The 13,576-nt window shown below is 55.3% G+C and carries 13 protein-coding genes; 6 read left to right on the top strand and 7 right to left on the bottom strand.

Going from position 1 to position 13,576, the window contains the following annotated elements:
• Nucleotides 1-2: 2 nt before the first annotated feature.
• Entirely contained in the window at nucleotides 3-1,304 is a 1,302-nt protein-coding gene (locus RTX96_RS03530; RefSeq protein WP_312670155.1) for a sorbosone dehydrogenase family protein, read from the top strand.
• Nucleotides 1,305-1,351: 47 nt separating this feature from the next.
• Here the strand turns inward: RTX96_RS03530 and RTX96_RS03525 are convergent, their stop codons facing one another.
• Complete coding sequence (locus tag RTX96_RS03525; protein ID WP_312670153.1) at nucleotides 1,352-2,362, bottom strand: LacI family DNA-binding transcriptional regulator; 1,011 nt, start codon at nucleotides 2,360-2,362, stop codon at nucleotides 1,352-1,354.
• A gap of 27 nt (nucleotides 2,363-2,389) precedes the next feature.
• The gene (locus tag RTX96_RS03520; protein WP_312670152.1) at nucleotides 2,390-4,279 is read right to left on the bottom strand and encodes a beta-glucoside-specific PTS transporter subunit IIABC; all 1,890 of its coding nucleotides are present in this window, start codon (nucleotides 4,277-4,279) and stop codon (nucleotides 2,390-2,392) included.
• Nucleotides 4,280-4,523: 244 nt separating this feature from the next.
• On the opposite strand from RTX96_RS03520, the gene RTX96_RS03515 reads away from it, so the two are divergent.
• Both RTX96_RS03515 and RTX96_RS03510 read left to right on the top strand, forming a co-directional pair.
• Complete coding sequence (locus RTX96_RS03515) at nucleotides 4,524-5,030, top strand: hypothetical protein (RefSeq protein ID WP_103820242.1); 507 nt, start codon at nucleotides 4,524-4,526, stop codon at nucleotides 5,028-5,030.
• Nucleotides 4,996-6,120 carry a hypothetical protein gene (locus RTX96_RS03510; protein WP_312670151.1) on the top strand — a complete coding sequence of 375 codons (1,125 nt, stop codon included), beginning with the start codon at nucleotides 4,996-4,998 and terminating at the stop codon, nucleotides 6,118-6,120. The genes RTX96_RS03515 and RTX96_RS03510 overlap by 35 nt, the downstream gene beginning before the upstream one ends.
• A gap of 55 nt (nucleotides 6,121-6,175) precedes the next feature.
• Here RTX96_RS03510 and RTX96_RS03505 read toward each other — a convergent pair whose 3' ends face one another.
• The 3 genes from RTX96_RS03505 to ycgZ all read right to left on the bottom strand — a co-directional run bounded on the left by RTX96_RS03505 (nucleotide 6,176) and on the right by ycgZ (nucleotide 7,192).
• A complete protein-coding gene (locus RTX96_RS03505; RefSeq protein ID WP_103820244.1) occupies nucleotides 6,176-6,457 on the bottom strand; it encodes a biofilm development regulator YmgB/AriR family protein in 282 nt (93 codons plus the stop codon).
• Between the two features lie 38 nt (nucleotides 6,458-6,495).
• On the bottom strand, nucleotides 6,496-6,690 hold the full coding sequence (locus tag RTX96_RS20835; RefSeq protein WP_409418552.1) for a hypothetical protein: 195 nt from the start codon (nucleotides 6,688-6,690) through the stop codon (nucleotides 6,496-6,498).
• A 262-nt stretch (nucleotides 6,691-6,952) separates the two neighbouring features.
• Entirely contained in the window at nucleotides 6,953-7,192 is a 240-nt protein-coding gene (ycgZ, locus tag RTX96_RS03495; RefSeq protein ID WP_103820246.1) for a regulatory protein YcgZ, read from the bottom strand.
• A 321-nt stretch (nucleotides 7,193-7,513) separates the two neighbouring features.
• Here ycgZ and RTX96_RS03490 point away from each other — a divergent pair, with 321 nt between their 5' ends.
• The 3 genes from RTX96_RS03490 (at nucleotide 7,514) to RTX96_RS03480 (ending at nucleotide 11,936) form a co-directional block, all read left to right on the top strand.
• The gene (locus RTX96_RS03490) at nucleotides 7,514-8,734 is read left to right on the top strand and encodes a diguanylate phosphodiesterase (protein WP_312670149.1); all 1,221 of its coding nucleotides are present in this window, start codon (nucleotides 7,514-7,516) and stop codon (nucleotides 8,732-8,734) included.
• 53 nt (nucleotides 8,735-8,787) lie between these two features.
• The gene (locus RTX96_RS03485; protein ID WP_103820248.1) at nucleotides 8,788-9,519 is read left to right on the top strand and encodes a MerR family transcriptional regulator; all 732 of its coding nucleotides are present in this window, start codon (nucleotides 8,788-8,790) and stop codon (nucleotides 9,517-9,519) included.
• A 95-nt stretch (nucleotides 9,520-9,614) separates the two neighbouring features.
• Entirely contained in the window at nucleotides 9,615-11,936 is a 2,322-nt protein-coding gene (locus RTX96_RS03480; RefSeq protein WP_312670148.1) for an FdhF/YdeP family oxidoreductase, read from the top strand.
• A 14-nt stretch (nucleotides 11,937-11,950) separates the two neighbouring features.
• Here the strand turns inward: RTX96_RS03480 and RTX96_RS03475 are convergent, their stop codons facing one another.
• Both RTX96_RS03475 and RTX96_RS03470 read right to left on the bottom strand, forming a co-directional pair.
• The gene (locus RTX96_RS03475; protein ID WP_103820250.1) at nucleotides 11,951-13,255 is read right to left on the bottom strand and encodes a glycoside hydrolase family 10 protein; all 1,305 of its coding nucleotides are present in this window, start codon (nucleotides 13,253-13,255) and stop codon (nucleotides 11,951-11,953) included.
• Between the two features lie 7 nt (nucleotides 13,256-13,262).
• The gene (locus RTX96_RS03470) at nucleotides 13,263-13,565 is read right to left on the bottom strand and encodes a VF530 family protein (protein ID WP_312670147.1); all 303 of its coding nucleotides are present in this window, start codon (nucleotides 13,563-13,565) and stop codon (nucleotides 13,263-13,265) included.
• Nucleotides 13,566-13,576: the final 11 nt, after the last annotated feature.

The following is a 13,576-nucleotide window of genomic DNA, read 5'->3' as shown; positions in this document are numbered from 1 at the left end:
GTATGAAAAAACATAACCGAGCGTTACTCAGCGTGGCGATTGTTGCGCTACTCAGCGCCTGTGATAACGGCGCCGCTGTCGATCCGCAGAAGCAGATGGGGCCGAACCCGGAGCTGCCGCAGGCGCAAAATTTCCTGCTGCCGCCGATGCAGGTACCGGAAGGCGTGCCGTGGAAAGAGGGCGAGAAGCCAACCGTTCCCGCTGGGCTCCAGATTGAAAAAATTGCCGATGGCCTGAAGCATCCGCGCCAAATCTACGTTTTACCGAATAATGATGTGCTGGTGGCAGAGTCAAACAGCACACCGAAACCCACCACGCGACCCAAGCAGCTGATTATGGGCCTGGTACAGAGTGCCTCCGGTAAGGCAGGAAAAGGCGGCGACAGCATTACCCTGCTGCGCAACGTCAACGGCAAATGGGAGAAGCACACCTTTATTGAGGATCTGCATTCGCCGTTTGGCATTCAGCTGATCGGCAATACGCTGTGGGTGGCCAATGCTGACAGCCTGGTTAAGTTCCCCTATGAAACGGGACAAACCTCCATCAGCGTGCCCGCACAGGAGGTCACCGAGCTGCCCGGCGGCCCGATCAACCACCACTGGACCAAATCTCTGCTCGCCAGCCCTGACGGCAGCAAGCTGTACGTTGGCGTCGGATCCAACAGTAATATTACGGAGAACGGTATCGGGGCGGAGTATCGCCGGGCAGCTATTCTCGAAGTCGACGCCGCCAGCGGGGCAAGCCGCATCTACGCCAGTGGCCTGCGCAACCCCACCGGACTGGGGTGGGAGCCGCAGAGCGGCAAGCTGTGGGCTATCGTCAATGAACGAGATGAGATCGGCTCCGATCTGGTGCCGGACTACATGACTTCGGTACAGGAGAACGGTTTCTATGGCTGGCCCTACAGCTACTTTGGCCAGCACGTTGATGAACGCGCTCAGCCGCAGCGGCCGGATCTGGTCGAGAAGGCTATCAAGCCCGACTACGCCATTAGCTCACACGTCGCGCCGCTCGGTCTCCTGTTCTATACCGGAGATAATATGCCGCAGTATCGCGGCGGTGCGTTCGTCAGCGAACACGGCAGCTGGAACCGCAAGCCGCTCAACGGCTACCAGGTGATGTGGGTCAAATTTGAAAATGGGCAGCCGGTAGGGTTACCGCAGCCGGTAGTTACGGGCTTCTTAACCGACGACCAGAAGCAGGTACGCGGCCTGCCGGTCGGGCTGGGGATGGATGCCCAGGGCGGACTGATTATTGCCGACGATGCTGGCAACGCCGTCTGGCGGGTCAGCGCCGCCCAATAGCGGAAAAGTAGAGGAGAAGTAAAAAGGCTGCCAGAGGGCAGCCTTTTTTAACGCTTTCGCTTAGCCACGGAGTCTCTGACGATCAGCGAGCCTTCGTGCAGGGAGTGCGGGGCGCTGTTATCGTCGCTTTCAGGAGAGAGCAAAATGCGCACCGCATCGCGGATCATCTCATCCATCGGAATATGGACGGTGGTCAAGGTCGGGGTGAAGTAGCGGCCGATGATGGAGTCATCGAACCCGGCAACGGAGATGTCGTCCGGCACCCGCAGGCCATTGTCGATCATCGCCTTGGTCACCCCGATGGCCATGTCATCGTTAGCGGCCAGAATACAGCTCATCGGCCGGTCTTTTTTCAGCAGGGCACAGCCCGCCTCGTAGCCACTTTCAGTGCTCCAGCTGCCGCGTACGATAAGCGTTTCATCAGGGGTCAATCCGGCAGCACTAAACGCATCGCGGTAGCCAGCAAGGCGGCTGTCACCCGTGGGCGAACCCTCGCCGCCAGCAACAAAAGCAATATCGCGATGCCCCTGGTCAAGCAGATACTCCACCATGCGCATGCTGCCCTGGTAGTGATCGACAAATACCGAGCTGCTGCGGTTGCGCTTTAGCTCGCGGTTGATCACAACGATAGGCACGCTGCTTGCATCAATGATGTCATCCAGCTCATCCACGCTGAGATATTTGGGGTAGATCATGATCGCCTCACAGCGCAGCTGCACCAGGAAGTTGATAGCGTTACGCTCATCCTCCCGGCTGTGCTTGCCGTCAGCCAGCACCAGCTGACGCTGGAGATCTTCGCTGCAGGTCGCCGCCTGGTAGATCATCGCTGAGAAGAACGGCCCGTTATACAGGCCGTTGGTGATCACCAATCCTACCGAGTTGGAGCGGCTGGTCGCCAGCGTGCGCGCCAGCAGGTTAGGGCGATATCCCGTCTCCTCAATGGCCTTAAAGATGCGCGCTTTAACCTCTTCGCTGACCACTACCTTACCGTTCAGCGCACGGGAGACCGTAGCTTTTGAGACGCCCGCCCGCCTGGCGACATCCAGTATCGTGACCATAACACTCCCCAGTTAGTTAACAGCGTATCAGGAGACGGTCATCAACGGCATCTCCTGACGAATGGTGCCCCCGGACTGGAGCTTCGTCAGCTGAAACTCATCGCTGTTGATCACCAGCACCGGCGTGGTCAAATCGTACCCGGCACGCTCGATGGCCTCTTTATCAAACTCCAGCAGCGGCGTACCGGCTTTGACGATATCGCCTTCCTTCACCAGCGGGCGGAAGTGCTCGCCCTGTAAATTCACGGTGTTTAATCCAACGTGGATCAGTAGCTCAGCTCCGTTCTCGCAGGCCAGGCCAATGGCGTGGCGTGAGTCGATCACTGTCTCCACCCGGGCGTCGCAGGGCGCAACCACTTTACCTTCATGAGGACGAATAGCAACGCCGTCGCCCAGCACCTTTTGCGAAAATGCCTCATCTGCGACCTCTTCCAGGGCGATGACATCGCCACTGAGTGGGCTATGCAGCGCCAGGCTGCTCTTCGCCGCTGCGGTTGAGGGGGTGCTGACCGGGGCGGACTCTGGTGCGTCGGTCAGCGTCTCTTTCGCTACCGGATCGTCAAAGCCAACAAACTGCACCAGTATAATAGTCAGGACGATAGCCGTTGCGCTACCGGCAAGTTCACCGATGAAAGACATCGGCGCATCCGGGCTAATGGCGTTTACCAGGGTAAACAGGCCCGGCAGCGCCGCGTAGGCATAGTAGAGAGAGCCAAACAGACTGGCAACCACTGCACCCACCGCACCACCGATGCAGCCGCAGATAAATGGTTTTTTAAAGCGCAGCGTCACGCCGTAGATGGCTGGCTCAGTAATGCCAAAGATGGCCGTTACGCCCGCTGACAGGGAAGTCGTTTTCAGCTCGCGGTTACGGCTCTTCAGAAACACGCCAAACACGGCGGCCATCTGGCCGATCACGGCGATGGTTTGATAGGCCTGGAAGGAGTCATATCCCTGCGTGTCAAAGTTGGCCATGATCACTGGGGTAATGCCCCAGTGCACGCCGAAAATAACAATGATCTGCCATATGCCGCCGATGAGGGCAGCGGCCACCGCAGGCGCGGCGGCAAACAGGGCGTTGTAGCCGCTGGCAATACCCATTGCAGCCCAGGTCGTAATCGGCCCAATGACGATAAGCGTCAGTGGAACGATGATCACAAAGCAGATCAGCGGGGTGAACAGGGCGCTGACGACCTCCGGCAGGGCCTTCTCGACACGCTTCTCAAGCCACGAGAGCGCCCAGACCAGGAACAGCGGCGGCAGCACCGACGAGGTGTAGACCGTTTTTGCCAGTGGAATAAACAGGAAGGTAATGGTCTCCCCATTAGCAATGCGGCCCGCCATCGCTGACCATTCGGGATTGATCAGCGCACAGCAGCAGAGCACGGCGATAAACGGGTTACATTTGAAGTGGCGCGCGGCGGTAATGGCGATAAAGACCGGCAGGAAAGCAAACGGCGTCCACGACATAAAGTTGAAAATAGCAAAAGTGCCGGTAGTTTTAAGATCGGCATCGATTAGGCCAACGACGATCAGCAGGCCCTGTAAAATCCCGGCGGCGGCAAGGATATAGACAATAGGCGCGAACACGGCGGACATGGTGGCGATCACCGCATCCAGCCAGCGGGTTTTCGGTTTGTTAGCGGTGCCGGTGTGGTCTTCGCCGATGAGCGCCGAAAGCGCGTTAAACACATCGGCGACGTGGGTACCAATAACAACCTGGAACTGGCCGCCGCTCTCTACCACGGCAATCACGCCGGGCAGGTTCTGGATCCGACTTTTCGCCTCGACAGGGGTATTGTTTAAAACCAGACGTAAACGGGTGGCGCAGCGGGTAAAGCTACTGATATTCGCTTCTCCACCCACCTCATGAAGAATGTCACTGGCTAACTTATTGTAATCCCTAATAATGGCCATTCTGATGTACCTTTTTTATGGGTTATGAGTGTGTGACTTTTATTTGAAACCGGTTTCATGCTAGCAGTGAACAGTCCCCTTGCAACCGGTTTCATGGCTAAAATGTGGGCTGAATCACAGAGGAAAGCGAGAGAAAAAGAGTGTGGCTTATTACGCAGAGTCGTAAGAAGGGCGTATCGTCCCTGGCCTCAATAAGGGTAGAGTAAAGCGAAGACCTCATTACTGTCCTGGAGCATGCATAACGATGGATTACCTCTCTGGAATTATCGTTCATACGCCGCTCTGGGTGTGGGCGTTGTTTATCTATCTACTGGTACGCGGCATCAAGGCGCGTCAGCCCGCAACGGTGCAGCTTGAAAAGCTGCTGATTGTGCCTGCGATCTTCCTGATATGGGATATTTACGATTTAATCGCCTTTCGCCCCCCGACGGTGGGGACATGGACGATGTGGGTGACAGGAGTGCTGGCGGGGGCAGCGATAGGCTATAAGCTTATTAATCCAAAACGCATTCAGCCAGGCAGCGAACCCCGAAGCCTGCAACGGCCCGGGGACTACAGCGTCTTACCGCTAATGATGATCGCGTTTCTCACCAAGTATGTGTTCGCCGTACTTACTGCTATTTCGCCCGCCGCGATGGCGCAGCCGGGATTAAGTGGGTTCGCAGTTGTCTCCGGCGGCGTCTTTGCAGGAACATTCATGGGTAAATTTATGCACTATGTCCGCTGCTATGCCGCATTTAACAGAAATTAATTATCATGCCGGGCGTGAAATTGACACCTGTGAGATTTCGCTTGCGGGTAATCCTGACACCAACGAACATTTAAAAAAGGTTGAACGCTTTTGCGGCTATTATGATGCATTGAATCAGGAAGAGAAGAAGAGGGCGATCTATCAGCATTTGACCGGCCATCTTCCTCCTGTTTCTGTGAACGAGGCAAAGGCGTTAGCCCTGAAGAAAAGAGCGTTGACCGGGAGAGAGCTCGGCGAGGTCGCGCGACAGCAGATCCGTGAGATTACCGCGTATCATGCCGCTGTAAACGCCTGGTTTGCAGATTGCGATAATAATTGGGAGCACATTATTCCGCAGGAGACGCTGGTGCTGCACTACAGCGGGCAGAACACAATGGCCGCTCAGTTTGTTGCGAAAGTCAACGGTGTGGTAGCCCATACTGCGTTAACCTATTTTGAAAACCAGCGTCGTCATATGCGTCATACGGGCACCCGCTGGCTTATTATCGATAAGAAAAAACATTCACAATCGCTGCCTATTGCTGCCGATGCCGCGGTACATGACGCTCTCAGTTTTTATTATCATGAGCAGGATGAGAATGTGCGCATCTATAATTTTAAAGGTCAGCCGCTAAGAAAGGTTAACTGCCCTCCAGAGACCTCACTTGCCGAGATTTTTGATCATGAAGTGGCCCGCAAAAATTACGAAAAGACGCAGGCGAGCTTACTGAAAGAGCAGGGAGATGTGGCCTCGGCAATTCAGCTCAACCAGCAATGCTACGCCCGGGATCCGCTTTGGCAGCAGGAGCGACACAACGGTAATGTACCTGATAAGTCCGATGCCGTGGCGGATGTCTCCTACTATCTGGCTATCGCAAACAGTGACAACGTCACGTATATCAGCAGCGTTGACGCTGAGGGGCAGGAGAGGATAACCCTAACCAAGATTACCCTTACAACTGCAGACAAAATCGCGGCGGTCGAGGCAAGGCTTACGGCGACGTTGGGAAGAGAGCCTCAGCGTGAGGAGATAAGAGAGGTCCTGGTACGATTTGGACTAGACCCGCGCTGCTCTGGTCGGCCGGGTAAAGCGGAGTCCTCACCCGGCTGAGGCCGCAACGCCTGATGGCACTGCGCTTATCAGGCCTACATCACTTCAGCATTAATCAAATATCATCCATCGTATGGTCGACGACGATCTCCAGCGTCTTGCGAATAATGTCGCTCTTCACCACATCATGAGTGGATTCAATAGCCTGAATGAGATGCAGGATAATCGCTTTGTTGGTGAGCTGACCGCCGGATGCAAGGATCGATCTGACTACTGCCCCTAACACCGTTGACTCATCGGCCAAAATCTCACCCGCATTGCGGAAGTAGGCGGAGAGGGCCGTATCTGGCAGCGCTTCAAAAGGGTCTGATGATTGCTGGAGCATAGCCTGAAGCATAGGAATATACCGTTAAAAAGTTAGAAAAGTGGATGCAGTCAGTGTTTTTTACTGGTGCTCTGCTGTTGGCTATTACCGAACAGTTGAATCACATTATCCTTATGCTCGCTCTGAGAGTCCTTCTGTTCCCGCCCGGCCTTGTGCCGCATTGATACTTTTGTCGTTTTAGTGATTTCCGCGATGACGCGCCCAAGCGTCTCACGACGTCGGATATCCGTCTCTTTCGCTTCCATAGACCGCAGCCTCGTGATAAGCGCCCTGTTATTGACAGGCCCATTCTCACTAAGGAGAGATAAGACGGCTTCTCCAATTAGCTCATCTGTAAGTTGTTCATTTTCACTTCTACTCATAACTGTGTCTCTGTTGCCACGCTATTCCCAAAGGGAGACGCAACATGAGTCAGCGCTTGGTGGAGAAGGTGTCATCTTCCATGAATACCCGCCCACCAAAAGCGACTTAAAACCTAACTATCAGTTGCTGTATATATGCATGTCCTTAACGATCAAACAGCAGGCCAATCAGCGTGTGGTAATGGCTTTCCTCTTCTGCATCGGACGCCATTTCCAGGCGGCTAAGCAGCTTCGTGCAGATAGCCTTACGGTTCAGGCTCTGGCCGCTACTCAGGATCTCTACCACGATCTGACCCAGCGTCTCCTGCTGGCTTGGCAGTGCAGCTTTATTGAAATAGCGGGTAATGGCATTAGCTGTGTTCGGAACATAACCGTTCTGCTGCATATGTCACTCCTGTAAAATTCAGTAATTTGTGATAACGAGTACAAAGTTATACAAATCACGCAAACTTGTACATAGAAACTGTACAAATTTTCGTAATTTATGTTAGATATTTTTGATATATGCTTATTATCAATAAGTTACATAAAATAGCTATCAGGTTTTGAGAAAACTTGTACAGGTATAGCAAAAAGCTGTACTCTTTATAGCGCAGCATACTTATACACGGGAAAGATTGTCTTTAAAATCAGGCACAATCATTACAGGATCTGCGTGCTGACATTTGTTAAGGTGGCCTTTCACACACTGTTCCCCGGAATAACTATGCTCACAACCATTATTTACCGCAGCCATCTCTGCGACGACGTACCGGTTAAAATGCTGGAAGAGATGGTTGCTGCAGCAAACCAAAAAAATGGTCACTCTGAGGTGACAGGTATCCTGCTTTTTAACGGGACCCACTTCTTCCAGCTTCTTGAGGGGCCGGAAGAGAGCGTGTTCAAAATCTACCGCGCTATTTGTCAGGATACCCGTCACTACAACCTCGTTGAGCTGCTGTGTGACTATGCCCCTTCACGCCGGTTTGGTAAGTCGGGGATGGAGCTCTTCGATTTAAGGGAGTATGACCGGGACGATGTGCTGCAGCGCGTGCTGGATAAAGGTACCTCAAAGTACCAGCTTACCTATGACGACCGTGCGCTACAGTTCTTCCGCACCTTCGTCGAGGAGCGGGAAAAAGAGAACTATTTCGAGATCCCACCCGCGGATGCCTGGGATTTCATCCCGGATGACAATGCCAGCCGCGCTGAGACGCTGGCGGTGGATGAAACGGCAGAGTGCAGCTTTGCTTTTCAACCGATGATCGATCCTTTTGCCCGTGAGGTGGTCTCGATTGAAGCCTTACTGCGTACGCCGGGTGGCGATCTGCCAGAGGCCTGGTTTGCAGGGCTGACGGGAGATGAGGTGTACGAGGCTGACCTGCGCAGCAAAAAAGTGGCTTTTGCTATGGCTCGCGGGCTGAATATAGGCGAGCAGACGCTGTCGGTTAACCTGCTGCCGATGACGCTGGTGAAAGTCTCTGGCGCGGTTGATTTTCTTCTGCAGGAGATCCAGGCCAACGGGCTGATCCCTGAACAGATCATCGTTGAGTTTACCGAGAGCGAAGTTATTTCACGCCTCGACGAGTTCACTGACGCGGTGAGGCAGTTAAAGTCAGCAGGTATTCGTGTCGCCATCGATCACTTTGGCGCGGGCTTTGCCGGTCTGCTGCTGCTGGCGCAGTTTCAGCCGGACAGGATTAAAATTAACCGCGACCTGATCAAAGATGTGCATAAAAGTGGCCCGCGGCAGGCAATAATCCAGGCCATTATTAAGTGTTGTAGTTCGCTGGAGATCCTGGTCTCCGCGGTAGGCGTTGAGCGGCCTGAGGAGTGGATGTGGCTTGAGTCGGCCGGCATATCACAGTTCCAGGGCTACCTGTTTGCCCGTCCTGATTTTGCCGGCATTCCTGCCGTGGCATGGCCTGAAAAGCGGGCGGGTTTATGAGATAATGATAGCGTTTGAATATGAGCATAGCGGCGTTGAGTTTAGGGGAGTTGATGGCCTTTTATAGTATTGGCGATGTAGCAGAAAGATGCGGTATTAACCCGGTCACGCTCCGTGCCTGGCAGCGTCGCTATGGCTTGCTTAAACCCCAACGCAGCGAAGGTGGTCATCGTCAGTTCGACGAGGAAGATATTCAACGCATCAAAGAGATCAAACGCTGGATCGAGAGCGGCGTCCCCGTCAGTAAAGTTAAGGCGCTGCTGGAAGACAACAGGGTGGTTGCCCATGATGACTGGGCAACCCTGCAGGAAGAGATGATGGGCGTGCTGCGCCAGGCCCGTCCGGCTAAGCTGCGCACGGCTATCACAGCGCTCGGACGCGACCATTCGGTGGATGACCTTATCGACCATATACTCACGCCTGTGCGCCAGCGTCTGACCCACGATCAATATACAGCCCGCGTCATGTCCAGCCTGCTGGACGGCGTCATTACCGAGCATGCTGTCTCATGCGTGATCAACGCGCGTAAAAAAGCGGGCAGGGAAGCGCTGCTCATTGGCTGGGGCAGCGAGGATCGCACTCGGCTATGGCTGGAGGCGTGGCGGCTGTCACAAAGAGGATGGCATATTGATCTGCTGGCAGAGCCGCTGGAGGTTCCTCGTCCGGAGCTTTTCCCCGGCCAGCATATCTTTTTATGGACCGGCAAAGCGCTCACGCGTCGCCAGCAGGAGCAGCTGGAGCACTGGCAGGAGCAGGGTTTTACCGTTGCGTTTCATGAGCCATAACTGATCCTGCTAATTATTTTTTATTTCTATTAGTTCACCTACCCACAATTCCTGTACCAGGCTTACAGAAAAGGTCATAGCAATTGTGGAGCATTATGAAAGAGCAAAATCGTACTATCGGTATCAAACCCTATGGTGGTTCAGCAGGCGGTTGGGGAGCACTAAAAGCCGTCGCCGACGCGATACGCGGCCAGATGTCGGTGAAGCAGGACGTCATTGCCCTGTTCAAAGTTAACCAGCCACAAGGCTTCGACTGTCCTGGGTGCGCCTGGCCCGATCCGCAGCACGCCTCCTCGTTTGAATTTTGTGAAAACGGCGCGAAAGCCGTCTCCTGGGAAGCCACCAGCAAACGAACTACCCCCGAATTTTTTGCCGCCCATACCGTCAGCGAGCTGTGGGAGCGTAACGCCTTTGAATTAGAGGGCGAGGGGAGACTCACCCATCCGATGAAATACGACCCCGCCAGCGATACCTATCAGCCCATTGAGTGGGAAACCGCTTTTAGAGAGATTGGCGAGCATCTGCGCAGCTATGACGATCCCGACAGCGTCGAGTTTTACACCTCCGGCCGCGCCTCTAACGAAGCCGCCTTTCTCTGGCAGCTCTTCGCACGCGAGTACGGTACCAATAACTTCCCTGACTGTTCAAATATGTGTCATGAACCCACCAGCGTCGGCCTGCCGGAGTCGATCGGTGTAGGCAAGGGCACCGTTGAGCTGGAGGATTTTGACCATTGCGATCTGGTACTTTGCATTGGGCATAACCCCGGCACCAACCATCCGCGCATGCTCGGCACGCTGCGGGAGGTCTCAAAACGCGGCGCCACCATCGTTGCCATTAACCCGCTGCGCGAGCGTGGCCTTGAGCGCTTTACCTCCCCGCAAAGCCCGATCGAGATGCTCTCTCTTAGCTCGACCGAGCTCGCCTCGACTTACTACAAAGTGCGGGTCGGCGGCGACGCGGCGATGCTAAAAGGGGTGATGAAAATTTTGCTGTCGATGCACGAAGAGGCGAAAGCCAAAGGTGAGCCCGGCGTCATTGACGAAGCCTTTATTAGCGAGCATACCCAGGGGTTTGAAGCGCTGAAAGCCGACCTCGATGCCACCGACTGGCCGCATATCCTCAAGGTTTCCGGTATGGAGCGCAAGGAGATCCAGCACGTTGCCCGTCTGTATGCCAACGCCGAACGGACTATTATCTGCTACGGCATGGGTATCACCCAGCACCAGTACGGCACGCAGAACGTTCAGCAGATTGCTAACCTGCTGCTGATGCGTGGCAACATTGGCAAAAAAGGGGCTGGCGTCTGCCCGCTGCGCGGCCACTCTAACGTGCAGGGCGATCGCACCGTGGGTATTACCGAGATCCCACCCCAGTCGCTGCTGGACAGTATCGAAAAGGTCTTCGGCTTCACGCCGCCGCAAAAGCACGGCCACGGCGCCGTAGCGGCGATTCAGGCGATGCGCGACGGCCAGGCAAAAGCGCTGCTCTGTCTGGGGGGAAACCTGGCGGAGGCGATCTCCGATCCGCAGGTGACCTTCCCGGCGATGCGCAAACTCGATCTTGTCGTGCACATGGCGACCAAGCTTAATCGTTCCCACCTGTTGCTGGGTAAGCATAACTATCTTCTTCCGGTGCTGGGCCGTACCGAACGGGATGTTCAGGCCTCTGGTGAGCAGAGTATTACCGTTGAGGACTCCATGTCGATGGTGCACGCCTCTCACGGATCGCTGGAGCCAGCCTCTCCCCATCTGAAGTCCGAGCCAGCCCTGGTTGCCGCGCTGGCAAAGACCACGCTACCTCATACCGTCGTCAACTGGGACAAAATGGTAGGCGACTATAGCTTTATTCGTGACGCCATTGAGGCAACCATTCCGGGCTTCGAAAACTTCAATGAACGGGTGAAAAAACCGGGTGGTTTCCGCCTGCGCAATACCGCGTCGGAGCGGGTCTGGAATACCCCCTCTGGCAAAGCCGAGTTCAAAATCATGCAGGGCATCAATGAGGATCCGCGCTCGCTGAAGTGTCACGATCTGGTGCTAACCACGCTGCGCAGCCATGACCAGTACAACACCACGCTGTACGGTCTGAACGACCGCTATCGCGGCGTGACCGGCAGGCGGGACGTGCTGTTTATCAATGCCGATGAGGCCGAGAAGCGCAACCTGCGGGTGGGCGATCAGGTCAACATTGTGGCGTTGGATAGCGAAGGTAACGCCACCGAGCGGCGCATGCACAACCTGACCGTGGTGGTGATTGACATGGCGCCAGGTTCGGTAGGGGCCTACTATCCTGAAGCCAACGTCATGGTGCCGCTCGACAGTCACGACACTAAAAGCGGTATTCCGGCCTATAAGAGCATCCCGATAGCGATGGAGCGCGTAGAGGCGGTGGCCACCTCCGGCGCGCTCCGCTAATCAGCGCTCGTTAATCAACTGCCCCAGCGGCTCCGCAGGTAGTTCACCGCCTGCTGAGCCTGGGGCTGATTAAGGTTGTTCTCCCGAAACAGAATGGTGCCGTCGATCCCCGGCACCGCATCGTTAAGGTCGAGCTGCTTTTTCAGCTCTGGCACGCCGCCGTTGACCGTCCAGTCCGGCTCGGTTTTCGACGGTTCACCCACCTTATATAAGGCCACGCCGATATAGAGCCGCGTATGGGTCGGTTTCACTACGTTTGCCCACCATTTTGCCAGCACATCATAACGTGCCGCGTCTCTGGAGAAGGGCCAGTAGATCTGCGGGGCGATATAATCCACGAGTCCTTTTTGCACCCACAGACGTGTATCAGCATAGGACTCATCGTAAGCCGCCGCTCCACGCGTGTCAGATCCGGCAGGATCGTGGGAGCGGTTACGCCAGACGCCGCAGGGACTCACGCCAAACTCCACGTTAGGATTCAGCTGCTTAATGGTACGCGACACCTGCTCAATCAGCTGCAGCGTGTTGTTACGTCGCCAGTCCGCTTTCGAGGCAAACCCGCTGCCATATTTCTGGAAGGTCTGATTGTCATTAAGGGCCGAGCCAGGCGACTCAGCATAGAAGTAATCATCGAACTGCACACCGTCAACCGGATAGTGGGCAACGACCTCCGCCACGATGCTGGTGATCCAGTCCCGGGCTTCCGGAATACCGGGGTCAAGCACATAGCGATCGCTGGCAGTGCGGATCCAGTCCCGGTGCAGCACAAAGACGCTGGCCGGATTGAGCGGCAGGGTGCGGTTCAGCTCGGCAACGGTGCTGGGCTTGGTGTTAGTGGAGACACGATAGGGATTAAACCAGGCGTGCACCTTCATGCCGCGCTTGTGGGCCTCATCAAGCATAAACTGTAGCGGATCATAGCCGGGATCAGCGCCGATAGTGCCGGTGAGCATATCTGACCAGGGGAGGATCTTCGACGGCCATAAGGCAGTCCCGTCAGGCTTCACCTGGAAAAACACGGTGTTGATCCCCAGACGTTTCAGGTTGTCCAGTTTATCCGTTAACGCCTTCTGCTGCAGGCTGATGCGCAGCGCAGGGCTGGCGGTAACCGACGACGCCGGCGGCCAGTCGAGACGAGAGACCGTCGTCAGCCAGACGCCGCGCACCGGCTCATTACTGCGCGCAGCGCTGTCTGGCAGGGGCTGCCTGGTTACAGGAGGAAGAGGAGTCACCATTGACTTCGGTGGTTTAGAAGAGCAGCTGGCAAGTAAAAGCGCGCAGCCAACCAGTGCGCCTAACCGTATAATGTATCGCGCCATCTCTGTTTCAGCTCTTATTCAGGCGGCTAGTAGCCCAAGGGTTAAAGACGGGTTCGTCCTGTTTTTCCGGGGCGGCATTATCCAGTGGATCCCTGTCCAGTGAATCTACGTAGAGGGCTTCGACCTCCGCGCGCGCCCAGGGCGTACGGCGCAAAAATTTGAGGCTCGATTTTACGCTGGGATCGTTTTTAAAGCAGTTAATATTGATAAGCTTGCCCAGCTCGCTCCAGCCATAGCGCGCAACAAGGGCATTCAGCTGCATCTCAAGGGTTACGCCGTGCAAAGGGTCTTTGGATACGTGTGCAGTCATGACCAGTCCGA

This window comes from Pseudescherichia sp. (assembly GCF_032052675.1).
Lineage (GTDB): Bacteria > Pseudomonadota > Gammaproteobacteria > Enterobacterales > Enterobacteriaceae > Pseudescherichia.
This window is presented reverse-complemented; position numbering and strand designations above follow the sequence as displayed.

Bases quoted from the DNA above. Each gene is read 5' to 3' on its own strand.
- RTX96_RS03470 (WP_312670147.1), bottom strand. From the start codon at position 13,565: ATGACTGCACACGTATCCAAAGACCCTTTGCACGGCGTAACCCTTGAG.
- RTX96_RS03490 (WP_312670149.1), top strand. From the start codon at position 7,514: ATGCTCACAACCATTATTTACCGCAGCCATCTCTGCGACGACGTACCG.
- RTX96_RS03525 (WP_312670153.1), bottom strand. From the start codon at position 2,362: ATGGTCACGATACTGGATGTCGCCAGGCGGGCGGGCGTCTCAAAAGCT.
- RTX96_RS03530 (WP_312670155.1), top strand. From the start codon at position 3: ATGAAAAAACATAACCGAGCGTTACTCAGCGTGGCGATTGTTGCGCTA.
- RTX96_RS03520 (WP_312670152.1), bottom strand. From the start codon at position 4,279: ATGGCCATTATTAGGGATTACAATAAGTTAGCCAGTGACATTCTTCAT.
- RTX96_RS03485 (WP_103820248.1), top strand. From the start codon at position 8,788: ATGGCCTTTTATAGTATTGGCGATGTAGCAGAAAGATGCGGTATTAAC.
- ycgZ (WP_103820246.1), bottom strand. From the start codon at position 7,192: ATGCAGCAGAACGGTTATGTTCCGAACACAGCTAATGCCATTACCCGC.
- RTX96_RS03480 (WP_312670148.1), top strand. From the start codon at position 9,615: ATGAAAGAGCAAAATCGTACTATCGGTATCAAACCCTATGGTGGTTCA.
- RTX96_RS03510 (WP_312670151.1), top strand. From the start codon at position 4,996: ATGTCCGCTGCTATGCCGCATTTAACAGAAATTAATTATCATGCCGGG.
- RTX96_RS03515 (WP_103820242.1), top strand. From the start codon at position 4,524: ATGGATTACCTCTCTGGAATTATCGTTCATACGCCGCTCTGGGTGTGG.
- RTX96_RS03475 (WP_103820250.1), bottom strand. From the start codon at position 13,255: ATGGCGCGATACATTATACGGTTAGGCGCACTGGTTGGCTGCGCGCTT.
- RTX96_RS03505 (WP_103820244.1), bottom strand. From the start codon at position 6,457: ATGCTTCAGGCTATGCTCCAGCAATCATCAGACCCTTTTGAAGCGCTG.
- RTX96_RS20835 (WP_409418552.1), bottom strand. From the start codon at position 6,690: ATGGAAGCGAAAGAGACGGATATCCGACGTCGTGAGACGCTTGGGCGC.